The sequence below is a fragment of the Cytobacillus gottheilii genome (assembly GCF_018582665.1).
Classification (GTDB): domain Bacteria; phylum Bacillota; class Bacilli; order Bacillales; family Cytobacillaceae; genus Cytobacillus; species Cytobacillus gottheilii.
Genome location: NZ_CP071709.1, coordinates 1,887,857 through 1,900,354, shown reverse-complemented (window position 1 = coordinate 1,900,354; position 12,498 = coordinate 1,887,857). Strand labels below are relative to the sequence as shown.

At 40.1% G+C, this 12,498-nt stretch carries 13 protein-coding genes; 1 reads left to right on the top strand and 12 read right to left on the bottom strand.

What is annotated here, in order from left to right:
- Nucleotides 1–310: 310 nt before the first annotated feature.
- Nucleotides 311–1,987, bottom strand: a complete 1,677-nt coding sequence (locus J1899_RS09435; RefSeq protein ID WP_066446726.1) for a DAK2 domain-containing protein — start codon at nt 1,985–1,987, stop codon at nt 311–313.
- Nucleotides 1,988–2,003: 16 nt separating this feature from the next.
- Nucleotides 2,004–2,366: an Asp23/Gls24 family envelope stress response protein gene (locus tag J1899_RS09430; protein WP_066446730.1), complete on the bottom strand. Its 363-nt coding sequence runs from the start codon at nt 2,364–2,366 to the stop codon at nt 2,004–2,006.
- Between the two features lie 360 nt (nt 2,367–2,726).
- Here J1899_RS09430 and rpmB point away from each other — a divergent pair, with 360 nt between their 5' ends.
- Entirely contained in the window at nt 2,727–2,915 is a 189-nt protein-coding gene (rpmB, locus tag J1899_RS09425; protein ID WP_019381740.1) for a 50S ribosomal protein L28, read from the top strand.
- A 307-nt stretch (nt 2,916–3,222) separates the two neighbouring features.
- Here rpmB and spoVM read toward each other — a convergent pair whose 3' ends face one another.
- The 10 genes from spoVM to def all read right to left on the bottom strand — a co-directional run bounded on the left by spoVM (nt 3,223) and on the right by def (nt 12,427).
- On the bottom strand, nt 3,223–3,303 hold the full coding sequence (gene spoVM, locus J1899_RS09420; RefSeq protein ID WP_019381739.1) for a stage V sporulation protein SpoVM: 81 nt from the start codon (nt 3,301–3,303) through the stop codon (nt 3,223–3,225).
- Nucleotides 3,304–3,396: 93 nt separating this feature from the next.
- Nucleotides 3,397–4,047, bottom strand: coding sequence for a thiamine diphosphokinase (locus tag J1899_RS09415; protein ID WP_214478488.1), 651 nt, complete (start codon nt 4,045–4,047; stop codon nt 3,397–3,399).
- Nucleotides 4,048–4,274: 227 nt separating this feature from the next.
- Nucleotides 4,275–4,919: a ribulose-phosphate 3-epimerase gene (rpe, locus tag J1899_RS09410; RefSeq protein WP_214478487.1), complete on the bottom strand. Its 645-nt coding sequence runs from the start codon at nt 4,917–4,919 to the stop codon at nt 4,275–4,277.
- Between the two features lie 2 nt (nt 4,920–4,921).
- Entirely contained in the window at nt 4,922–5,803 is an 882-nt protein-coding gene (rsgA, locus tag J1899_RS09405) for a ribosome small subunit-dependent GTPase A (protein ID WP_214478486.1), read from the bottom strand.
- Between the two features lie 20 nt (nt 5,804–5,823).
- Complete coding sequence (gene pknB / locus J1899_RS09400) at nt 5,824–7,794, bottom strand: Stk1 family PASTA domain-containing Ser/Thr kinase (protein WP_281420734.1); 1,971 nt, start codon at nt 7,792–7,794, stop codon at nt 5,824–5,826.
- 9 nt (nt 7,795–7,803) lie between these two features.
- Nucleotides 7,804–8,553: a Stp1/IreP family PP2C-type Ser/Thr phosphatase gene (locus J1899_RS09395; protein ID WP_214478484.1), complete on the bottom strand. Its 750-nt coding sequence runs from the start codon at nt 8,551–8,553 to the stop codon at nt 7,804–7,806.
- Nucleotides 8,554–8,559: 6 nt separating this feature from the next.
- Nucleotides 8,560–9,642 (bottom strand): dual-specificity RNA methyltransferase RlmN, encoded by a 1,083-nt coding sequence (gene rlmN, locus J1899_RS09390; protein ID WP_066446746.1) that lies wholly within the window; start codon nt 9,640–9,642, stop codon nt 8,560–8,562.
- A complete protein-coding gene (gene rsmB / locus J1899_RS09385) occupies nt 9,643–10,998 on the bottom strand; it encodes a 16S rRNA (cytosine(967)-C(5))-methyltransferase RsmB (RefSeq protein WP_214478483.1) in 1,356 nt (451 codons plus the stop codon).
- Nucleotides 10,995–11,945 carry a methionyl-tRNA formyltransferase gene (gene fmt, locus J1899_RS09380; RefSeq protein ID WP_214478482.1) on the bottom strand — a complete coding sequence of 317 codons (951 nt, stop codon included), beginning with the start codon at nt 11,943–11,945 and terminating at the stop codon, nt 10,995–10,997. The genes rsmB and fmt overlap by 4 nt, the downstream gene beginning before the upstream one ends.
- Nucleotides 11,942–12,427, bottom strand: coding sequence for a peptide deformylase (gene def, locus J1899_RS09375; protein WP_214478481.1), 486 nt, complete (start codon nt 12,425–12,427; stop codon nt 11,942–11,944). The genes fmt and def overlap by 4 nt, the downstream gene beginning before the upstream one ends.
- Nucleotides 12,428–12,498: the final 71 nt, after the last annotated feature.

The window sequence follows — 12,498 nt, the reverse complement described above, 5'->3', positions numbered from 1 at the left end:
AGCCGCTGAACCTCCCCGACCTTTTATCATACATTATTTATCTTTCGTTCATTCTTTTATAAAGCATACCATAAATACAAACAGCCGTTCCATTTTTAAGATGAAGTTCACTTATGAGACACATACCCCTTTTGGGTGCAGTTCGTTTATCCTTTCTTTGTCTGCGCTTTACAGAATTATAAAATGCAAGTTTTCATATGAACATTACAAAAACATACTAAGATGAGTATCCGTGTTTCATATTCAGATGCTCATTTAGGTATATGAAGGCATAAAAAAACGGCAGCCTAGTCAGCTGCCATTTTTGTTTTTATTCAATTGCAAAAATGAAGGCATATAACGGCTGTTTCCCATCATGGACTTCAATTTCAACTTCACCATATTGTTCTTCTACAAAACTTACAAGACGGTCAACATCTTCTTGAGATGCATCTTCACCCTTAAGAACTGTAAGAATTTCAGAATCCTCATCAATCATTTTAGCAAGAAGGTCTGTTGCAGCTTGGACTTTGTCTTTGCTTTTAACAACAATTTTCCCTTCTTCAATGCCCATAAAGTCATCTTTGGCAATTTCAAGGCCATCAATGCTTGTATCACGGACAGCAAATGTAATTTGACCTGTCTTAACATGCTGTAAAGCATCTTTCATGCTTTGCTCATTTTCCGAGATCTCTGCACCCGGATTAAAAGCAAGTAAAGCAGACATACCTTGAGGTACTGTTTTAGAAGGCACAACGATTGCTTCTACTTCTGAAACTTGAGCTGCTTGTTCAGCTGCCATGACAATATTTTTATTATTTGGCAGAATGATGACTTTTTTAGCATTGACATCTTTAATCGCCTTTACGATGTCCTCTGTGCTCGGATTCATCGTTTGCCCGCCTTCAATTACTGCATGAGCACCAAGGCTTTTAAATAGATCAGCGATTCCGCTACCCATTGAAACGGTCACAATGCCATATTCTTTTTGTTCTTCCGGTTTTTTCGCTGCAGGAGCAGATGCCGGTTCATCGAATAAGAGATTGCTATGCTGCTGGCGCATATTTTCGATTTTCATATTGATTAAGCTTCCATAGCGCTGGCCGTAAGTGAGACAGTCGCCTGGCTGTTCAGAGTGAATATGAACTTTTACTAATTCATCATCTGCAATGACCAGCAGCGAATCGCCATATTTACTTAAATCCTGGCGGAACTTCTCTTCTTTAAAAGGCTGCTTAGAAAGCTTTTCATCTTCGAATTTCACCATAAACTCAGTGCAATATCCATATACGATATCCTCTGTGTTCATGTGGCTTTGTACACTCTTATGATGCTCAGCGCTAACAAGCTCATCCATTTTCGGCAGGCTTTGTGGGGCTTCAGGCAGTTCTTCACCCTTTAGCTCAGCTAAAAAGCCTTCGTATACAAATACAAGACCTTGACCGCCGCTGTCAACAACGCCTACTTCTTTTAGCACAGGCAGTAAGTCTGGAGTGCGATTTAATGAAGCTTTTGCTTCTTTTACAATCGCTTCCATAATGACAATGAGATCGTCCTCTGTTTCAGCAACAGCAACTGCTTTTTTCCCGGCATCCTTTGCCACGGTTAAGATGGTACCTTCAACTGGCTTCATAACCGCTTTATACGCAGTGGCTACACCAGTATCAAATGCTGCAGCAAATTCTTTTCCGTTAATTGTTTCTTTTTGTTCGATTGCTTTTGAAAAACCACGGAATAATTGAGATAGAATAACACCTGAATTTCCACGGGCACCCATCAATAATCCTTTTGATAGAGCAGTTCCTACCTTGCCAATATGGGAATTCACATTATTTTTAACTTCCTTTGCACCAGAAGTCATCGACAAATTCATATTTGTTCCAGTATCTCCATCCGGAACAGGGAAAACATTTAATGCATCCACCAATTTTGCATTTGCAGAAAGGTGGTTAGCACCTTGCAGAATCATTCGCGCAAATTGTTTTCCATCTAAAACTTTAGTTGACACAAATCTTTCCTCCTCACTACGGGTTAGTTACACGAACTCCCTGAACGAAAATATTTACTGAGTCTGTACTAAGGCCGACCGTCTTGTCCAATGTATACTTAACCTTTGATTGAACATTGTGAGCAACCTCGGAAATTTTCGTTCCATAACTTACTATAATATACATATCAATATGTACTTCATCATTTTCCTGGCGAACGACGACTCCGCGTGTAAAATTTTCTTTGCGCAAAATATCGGTTAAACCATCTTTTATTTGATTTTTGGATGCCATCCCTACGATTCCATAACAATCCACAGCAGCTCCTCCTGCGATTGTAGCGATTACATCATTTGAGATATCAATTTGCCCAAAATTCGTTTTTAATTCGATGGACATAATTCGTTCCCCCTTTTGGAAATTGCTTTTCGAAAAGTGAAAGTTACAAGAGACAGATTTTCCGCTTTTAAGCTCTTCACACTATTCATACAGAACATTGTACTATATGAACACCATATTTAAAAGTTATACTTTCCACTTCTTATTATAGCTTGTCTAATAAAATTGTATGTCAAGGAATTTTTCTTGAAAGCAATGAGTTCAGCTATTGCAAGGATTGTAAATGTATGATAAATTATTAAAGTATCTTTTAATGGCCGGAAACAGATTGCTGTTTTCTCATTAATACAGATGGATCTAACAAATTGCAAATAAAGCATGAAGGATCTTTCAGCTTTGGTTAGTAAGGAGGGAAATTACATGCCACGCAAATGTGTTGTAACTGGTAAAAAGACAACTTCGGGCAATGCTCGCTCACATGCTATGAACGCTAACAAGCGTACTTGGGGCGCAAACCTTCAAAAGGTTCGCATTCTTGTAGACGGTAAGCCTAAACGTGTTTGGGTTTCTGCAAGAGCACTTAAATCAGGTAAAGTAGAACGCGTATAATAGGAAAGCTTAAGTTGGACAGCTTCACTGCTGGTCATCTGGCTTGATTAATATGCGAAAGGACATCTTAATAGATGTCCTTTTTTCATTTTTAAAGGAGCTCTGCATTTTAGAGGAATTTTCTAATGTACTTATAGTTCCATATACTCGTATTCCCTGCTGTGAACAGAAGTCGGATGTTAATCGGCTCTCTTCACCCTTTTTTTCGTTTCTGCCAGTCTTAACCATGCTTACAAAGATTTTAAGGATAGAAAAAATAAAGCACCCTGCAAAGGTGCTATAAGAAGTAAGAGTGCTCTTGCTATGATTATCCTTTTTTAAATGTTCCCAGCATGGCGCGGACAATCCCGCCCAAAAATTTTGGCAGTTTAATTGTATAAAATCTCATTCTTTATGTCCCTCCTCACAAGTCATGCCTTGCCCATCGTTGCTTTTTTGCTGTTGCCGCTTGCTGCCTCGCGTTAAAAACAAATCATGATATTTATAAATCATTGCTCCTTATCACCATTAATATGCCTTGTTTATAAGAAAAAGTACCAGAATCATCAACAAGTTCATTACTAATACATAGTGTCGAGCTGATCGGAATATGACAGTCAGTTAATGGATATTTAAATCCTCTGAGAGTTAGTCCATCAACTTCCCCAGAGATCGGTATAAAAGAAATATATTGATAATCACTGTCAGTTTGAATGGAATAGGTTCCTGGTTTCGTCATAAATATTTTATTCTGAATATCTATGATCTCAACTGGTATCTCATCATTATTATTTAGAGGCTTAATTAGCAGCTGAACATTCGCAAAAAAGTGGTCCATTCTTCCGCCAGTTGCACCAAATAAACGAATTTTTCTAGGATTTTCTGAAAGAGCCCAGTTAAGTGCATGCTCCATATCTGTTTCATCCTTTTCTGGCTGAAAGCGATGAATGCTCTTAACATTTTCTTCTATTAATGCCCCTTCCTCTTCTGTAACAGAGTCAAAATCACCGAAAGCGCGATAAGGCTGGATATTCTGCGAAAGCAATGTAAAAACACCTTTATCAACACCAATCCATAGATCCTCTTCTGATTTGTATTTATCAAACGATGGCAGCCGTTCAAGCGGACCTCCTGCAAGAATATTAATATTCATTTTATCCTCCTTAGTGACTTCTTTGTTAAAGCAATTTATTAAACTTCTAAATAGGTATTCCCTGTAGGACATGCTCGTCAACACATTTAACGCAAAAATCTTCATTAGGAAAACCTTTGAACTAAATAACCGTTTCAGATTAGCCATGCGAAATCGTACAGGCTGTGCTCATTCTTTCACTATGTGAAAAAAGCCAGCCTATTATGGCTGACTTTAGAGGTAATCTCCTATACACGCAAGGCTGCAATCGCTTTTGCACGATCCTTCTCATTGAACACGGCTGAGCCAGCTACAAGTACATTTGCTCCTGCTTCAACACAGAGTTTAGCTGTTTCTTCATTTACCCCGCCATCTACTTCAATCTTAAGATCAAGTCCGAGTTCATCAGCCCAATTCCTGATAGCCTTTATTTTTGGCAGTACAGAAGGAATAAACTTCTGTCCGCCAAATCCTGGATTAACGGTCATCAATAAGACCATATCCACATCTTCAAGAATCGGCTTAATCATCTCTGCAGGTGTAGCAGGATTTAATACTACTCCTGCTTTCACTCCATAAGATTTAATGAGCTGGATGGTGCGGTGTAAATGTGTACATGCTTCCACATGGACGGTAATATAGTTTGCTCCAGCTCTAGCAAAGGCTTCAATATATTGATCTGGATGTTCAATCATAAGATGAACATCCAGCGGGAGGTCGGTAATCGGACGGATCGCTTCCACTACAAGCGGCCCGATTGTAATATTCGGAACATAGTGCCCATCCATTACATCTACATGTATATAGTCGGCTCCTCCTGCTTCAACATCCTTGATCTCTTCACCCAGTCGCGCAAAATCTGCAGATAAAATGGATGGAGCTATTTTCACCATAACTAATACCTCGGCTTTCTATCCTTTATTTCTTCTAAAAAACTTGTATAATGCTCATATCGGTATTGAGGCAATTTGCCCGATTCTGCTGCTGCTTTAACAGCACATTTCGGCTCCTTAATATGAAGACAGCCGCGAAACTTACATTCTTCACTTAGAACTTCAATATCAGGAAAACAGTAGTTTAAATCTTCTGCTTCAATCTCCATAAATTCCAGGGAACTAAAACCAGGAGTGTCTGCCACATGGCCCGCTCCTACAGAAATAAGCTCAACATGTCTGGTTGTATGCTTTCCGCGTCCGAGATGGGTTGAAATATCATCCGTTTTCAGCTCAAGATCTGGTCTTAATGCATTAAGCAATGATGATTTTCCTACACCTGATTGCCCCGCAAATACGGAGATCTCACCTTCCAGCAAAGGAAGCAGTTCCTTTATGCCTTCTTCTGTTTCAGATGATGTCAGCATCACTTCGTAGCCTGCTTTACGGTAATCGTCTGCATAGGAATAGATTAATTCTTTTTGTTCACCTGATGTTAAGTCCATTTTCGTAATGCATATAACGGGTCTAATACGATTGTATTCAACTAGAACAAGGAAGCGATCAAGCAGGGCTGTGCTGAAATCGGGCTCAACCGCTGAAAACACAAGAATAGCTTGGTCAACATTTGCGATCGGAGGTCTCACTAATTCATTTTTCCGCTCTTTCACTTCTAAAATGTAACCTTCTTGATCATTTTCTGCCTGATAGACAACTTCATCGCCAACAAGAGGTGTAATTTTATTTTTCCGAAAAACACCTCTGCCTCTGCATTGAATAACATTTCCCTCGTTCAGTACATAATAAAATCCGCTCAGCGCCTTAATAATTTTTCCTTCAGGCATAGCAGCACTCCTTACTCTCATTATTCAGGATATGGCACCGTTTTTTCCAGCAATACACTATTGTCACGGATGATTTTATAACCTGCATTTGTTCCATGGGCAATATTGAGCTGTATACTTATTCTTTTATTCTCAGTGATGGTAAACACATCGGCTGCTTCTGTCATGTTTCGATCCGCATCCTCAATGTAAAGCTGGATTTCCTGCTCAGCTCCTTCTTCTAATGGCTCATACGGAATATCCACTTCCTCAATCACCTCTTGAAGCGGAAGTTCTTCGACACCTTTAGATAAGACCACATTCACAGTACTTCCTTTAGCCAATGCAGTACCAGCGGCTGGCTCTTGTGAGATCACAAGCCCTGCCGGAACACTTTCATGGTACTCTTCTCTTGCTACACTAACCTTTAAGCCTGTCGATTCAGCATATTCATCAAGACCTTTGTTATTATAACCGCTTAAATCTTTTAATTGTAACGGCTTTGGACCAATACTGACGGTAAACTCCAGTTCAGTATCTCCCGGAACAACGAGGTCACCTTCTGAGAAATTTTGGTCTATAATGGTGCCAGCTTCTTCATCGCTGTTCACTTCATTTTTTATAATATCCTGGAATTCTTCATTCCTCAGCCTCCGCTCAACCTCTGAGTATGGCTGGCCGATATAATCTTCTAATTCATATTGTTCTTTTCCAATACTTTCATAAATATCGATCTCTTTTCCTTCTTTTGCCATGCTGCCTGCTTTTGGATCCGTTTTAATGACTAGTCCTGCTTCAACTTCTTCATCGTTTACTGTAATTGTTTCACCAATGGTAAAACCTGCAGCAACGAGCTGATCAATCGCATCATCAATACTTTCCTCCGTTACGTCAGGCACTTCAATATCTTTAGGAGAAAGCAGATCCGGCAAGACAAATACGGCTAACAGACCAAGAACAATTAAACTAAAGAATATCGATATTAAAATGATTGGCCACTTGCTCTTCTTTTTCTTTTTTTCTTTTTTGGGCAGGCTTCCTGCTGTATCAGCATGCGTTTGCTTTACAGCTGTTTCCCTCCCATGGACAAGCGTTTCCTCTGTCGGCGGATACATTTTATCAGATGAGATAACAGGTATCGCTTTTGTTGCATCATCATCTTGAGCAATAAGAAACTTAGGCTCATTTGCACGTTCCGGATTCAGCGCTGTAGCAAGATCCTCTTCCATTGCTTCAACAGAATGATAACGATGAAAAGGATCTTTTGCTGTTGCCTTTAAGACAATATTTTCCACACTTTGCGGGATATCAGGATTCCATCTGCGCAAAGATGGTGTTTCTGATTGCAAATGCTTTAAAGCGATGGAAACAGCAGATTCACCAGAAAAAGGAAGCCTGCCAGTAAGCAATTCAAACATCACTATTCCGAGCGAGTAAATATCTGATTTATGATTCGCCATCCCGCCGCGGGCTTGTTCTGGAGATAGATAATGAACAGAGCCAAGAACTGAATTGGTTTGAGTAATGCTAGTAGCGCTTAACGCCATGGCAATTCCAAAATCAGTGATTTTTATATTGCCATTGTTGTCTATGAGAATATTGTGCGGCTTAATATCACGGTGGATAATATGGTTTTGATGTGCATGTGAAATGGCACTTGTCAGCTGTTTCATAATTTCTAACGCATCATCAATGCGAACAGGACTTGCTTTTTGTATGTATTGCTTTAATGTTTGTCCTTTTACATACTCCATCACAATATAATAGATATTATCTTCTTCACCAACATCATAAATGCTTACAATATTAGGATGTGCCAGGCTTGTAGCAGACTGTGCCTCACGATGAAAGCGTCTGATAAACTCTTCGTCATCAACGAAATCGAGACGAAGCATTTTTACGGCTACATCACGGTCGAGGATCATGTCATGAGCAAGATAGACATTTGCCATGCCGCCTCCGCCAATCATATCCAAGACTTTATAGCGGCCGCTGATTCTTTTTCCAATCATCACAATTCATCACCCTCTTCCAGATACATCATCAAATTCAATGATGACTAGAGTGATATTATCTTCGCCGCCATATTGATTTGCAAGATCAATCAGCTTTTCTGCCTGTTCCTCAAATGAGACATCCTGCAGTAGTATTTCATTCATTTCCGCTTCAGATACTTTATTTGATAAACCATCTGAACAAAGGAAGAGCTTATCTCCCTCTTCGAACATAATCGTCATAAGATCGATTTTAATGCTTGGTTCTGTTCCCAGTGCTCTTAGAACCACATTTTTCATTGGATGATGCTCGGCATCTTCCTTCGAAATCTCACCTTGACGAACTAATTCATTGACCAGCGAATGATCATCAGTCAGCTGCTGAAATCCGGTTTCATTTAAAATATATCCCCGGCTGTCGCCAACATTTAGAACGGTTGCAAAACGGTCTGTACAAATGGCAGCTACAACGGTTGTGCCCATGCCTTCACACTCTGCTTCTGCCTGTGCATGTTCAAACAAGATGGTATTTACTTCTTCAATGGTTGATTTCAGCCACTGTTCTGCTTGTTCAGCGGTCTGGATAGCAGGAGATTCCTTAAAACGGTCACCAATATTCTCAGTGGCCATAAGGCTTGCGACATCGCCTGCGCGGTGACCGCCCATGCCATCTGCTACGATGGCCAGGCGCTGTCCGCTGGCATTTTCATAAATGCCTCCATTATCTTCGTTATGCTGCCTTACCTTACCTCGATCTGTCTTAAATACAGCCTTCATACGATATCACCTCGTCTCTTCAGTTCTCTCCTTCGCACGAAGTTGTCCACATGCTGCATCAATATCATGTCCTTGCTCACGGCGAATGGTCACATTCACTCCATGTTGCTTTAACGTCTTTTCAAATTCAAAGATTTTCTCTCTAGGTGTTCTTACATAGTCTCTTTCAGGCACATAGTTAACCGGAATTAAATTCACATGACACTTTACGCCTTTAATTAACTGAGCCAGTTCTTCGGCATGTTCCACGCCATCATTCACACCGCCAAATAATCCATACTCAAAGCTGACACGGCGACCAGTCTTTTGGATATAATAGCGAATTGCTTCCATAAGATCAGGCAGTTTGTAGGCTCTATTAATCGGCATTAAACGGCTTCTAATTTCAGTATTCGGAGCATGAAGAGAAATAGCAAAGTTGATTTGCATGTTTTCATCAGCAAATTTATAGATTTTTGGTATGATTCCGCTTGTTGAAACGGTAATATGACGAGCACCGATGTTTAAGCCCTGATCATGATTGATGATCTTTAAGAAAGACATCATGGAATCATAATTATCAAATGGTTCACCAATTCCCATAATAACAACAGAACTTACTCTCTCATCCGTCTCATCTAATGCCTGTTGTACTTTTACGACCTGAGCAACGATTTCTCCTGCTTCTAAATTACGTTTTAAACCGCCAAGAGTTGAAGCACAGAATGTACAGCCGATTCTGCAGCCAACTTGAGTCGTTACACAGATAGAGTTTCCGTACTCATGTCTCATCAGAACGGTTTCAATGGAATAGCCATCGTGAAGTTCAAATAGAAACTTAATTGTTCCGTCAGATGATTGCTGCTGAATTAGCGTATTTAATGTTGTAATGGTAAACTGTTCAGCCAGATTTTCGCGGAGTGACTTTGATAAATTCGTCATATCCTCGAACGTTGTTACTCTTTTTGTATAAAGCCAATCAAAAATTTGTTCAGCTCTGAATGCTTTTTCGTTATGATCCTTTAACCAATCTCTCAGCTCGTGCAGCTGTAAAGAATAAATGGAAGGTTTTTGTTCTGTTGCTGTTTTGTCTTTTGTTGCTTGTACCATTTATTGCACCTTCTTTCTTAGACTTGCTATATAAAAGCCGTCTGATCCTATATCCTGCGGCAGTATTTGCAGCTCAAAATCAGTTACTAAAGGCTTAATTGCCTCTGGCATTCTTGATTTTAAGGCTGCATCCGCTTCAAAATCTTTATGTTTTTGTAAAAATGCTTCAACTGTCTTTATATTTTCTTCCTTGTCAATTGTACAAGTACTATAAACTAGGATACCACCTTTTTTTAATAAAGGGGCAGCAGCGGTTAATAAATTCATTTGGATGTTATGAAGATTAGAAAGATCTTCTTCTTTTTTTGTGTACTTCATATCAGGCTTTCTTCTCATGACACCAAGCCCTGAGCAAGGTGCATCGAGGAGAATCCGATCAAAGCTTTCTGCTTCAAAATGCTCTTGGACTGTTCTGCTATCCATTGCTTTAGCCGTAATGTTCTCAAGTCCAAGCCTGCTTGCATTATCTTTTATAAGTTTTACTTTATGCTCATGAAGGTCTAACGAAACGAGTGTTCCGCTATTTTGCATCCTTTCAGCAATATGAGTGGATTTCCCTCCTGGAGCTGCACATGCATCAAGAATCTCCTCATCCTGACTGGCGCCAAGTGCGTAGGCTGCAAGCATCGAACTCTCATCCTGAATGGTCAGATAGCCTTCTTTAAATGCATTTGAACGGGCTAAATTCCCGCGTTTGCACTTAATGGCAACGGGCAGAAACGGACTTTCTTCTACTTCAAACCCTTCCTCAAGCAGCATGTGAAGCACTTCTTCCCGTGTTGCTTTAACTGTATTAACTCTGGCTGTTTGCAGCGGTGCGGTAAGATTCAGCAAACACATTTCTCTTGTTTTTTCGATGCCCAGCTGTTCAGCCCAGCGTTTGACCAGCCAAACTGGATGGCTTGTTTCAATGGAGATTCGTTCAATTGGATCTGTAATAGAATCAAGTGAACGAACACCGCTGCGCTGAAAATTCCTTAGTACTCCATTAACGAGACCGGCAATTCCCTTATGGCCACGCTTTTTGGCCAATTCAACAGCTTCATTTAAAGCAGCATGATCCGGAATTTTGTCTAAATAAACAAGCTGGTAGACCGTTAAACGAAGAAGCTGAATCACCCAGCTTTCAAGCTTTTTACTGTTTTTAATAAAAGGCTGTAAAAGAAAGTCTAGCGTCATCTGGCGCTGTAATGTTCCATAGGTGATTTCCGTCAGCAACGCTGCATCCTTTGCATTTAATTCATTTTTGTTAATCGCATTATTAAGCAGAAGATTGCTGTAGGACTGGTTTTTCTCAATTGCTGTTAATAGCTCAAGTGCTGTTTCACGCACATTTTTCTTTGACGTCTTTTTCATGAATGATCCCCTAATACAAACCCTTTTGTCAGCTTCGTGCCGGCACCTCTTAAATATTCTCCTGCATCCATTTTTTTCTTGCCAGAAGGCTGCAGTTCAACTATTTTAATCGCAGTTTGATTACCGGAAGCAATCGTTAATCCCTGATCATCTGTTGCTAAAATGGTGCCTGGAGCACAAGTTTCAGCGATTTCCACTTTCTCAGCTTTCCAAACTTTTAAAACTGCTCCTTCTACGGTTGTGTAAGCAACTGGCCATGGATTTAGACCGCGAATATGATTGTAGATTTCTTCACCATTTTTCGTCCAATCAATCTTTTCTTGCTCACGCTTAATATTGGAAGCAAAAGTTGCCAAAGCATCGTCTTGAACGATCGGTTCTAATTCACCGTTTATGAGCTTTGGCAATGTTTCGGAAAGAAGTTTGCAGCCAGTCTCACTTAATTTATCGTGAAGAGTTCCAACATTATCGTCTTCTGTTATAACGACTTCTGCTTGTGTTAATATATCGCCTGCATCTAATTTTTCAGCCATATACATGATGGTAATGCCTGTTTTTTCTTTCCCCTGCATGATTGCATAATGAATCGGCGCCCCGCCGCGAAGTTCCGGCAGAAGTGATGCATGAACATTAATACAGCCAAATTTAGGGGCTTCCAGCAATGCTTTAGGTAAGATTTGGCCAAATGCAGCCGTTACGACTAAATCAGGCTGTAAATCCAAAATAGGCTGCAATTCTTCAGGATTGCGGATTTTTTCAGGCTGATATACCGGGATCCCTCTTTTTACAGCTTCTGCTTTAACCGGTGGAGGAGTCAGCACTTTTTTCCTGCCCACAGGACGGTCCGGCTGTGTCACCACTGCAATCACATCATAGCCATCACTTAAAAGCTGCTGCAGAATAGGGACTGAAAAGTCTGGAGTTCCCATGAAAATAATTTTTGTCATTCCTCTTCCATCCCTTCAAGTTCGTGTTCTTCTATATATCTTGAAACCTTGGATGTAAACAGAATGCCATTCAAATGATCAATTTCATGCAGGATCGCTCTTGCTAAAAATCCTTCTGCTTCAAGCTTATAAAATTTACCTGTCCGATCCTGCGCTTTAATCTTTACCGTTTCCGGTCTTGACACTTCTCCATATAACCCAGGAAAACTTAAACAGCCTTCCACATCTGTAATTTCGCCTGCTGTTTCTACGACAACAGGATTGATCATTTCAATGGTACCTGTTTCATCATCAATATCAACAACGGCCACTTGGATATTCAGTCCAATTTGCGGGGCAGCGAGTCCTACTCCATCAAATTCAATCATTGTATCATACATATCGTTTAGAAGTTTAGTTAATTTTTTATCAAATACTTTAACAGGTTCACACTGTTCCTCTAAAATCGGATCAGGGTGCATAACGATTTTTCTAATTGCCAAAATGTATTTCCTCCAACTCTATCGTAACGCGTATCTTACAGCGTTTTGTTCAATTAACGTGCATTACATAC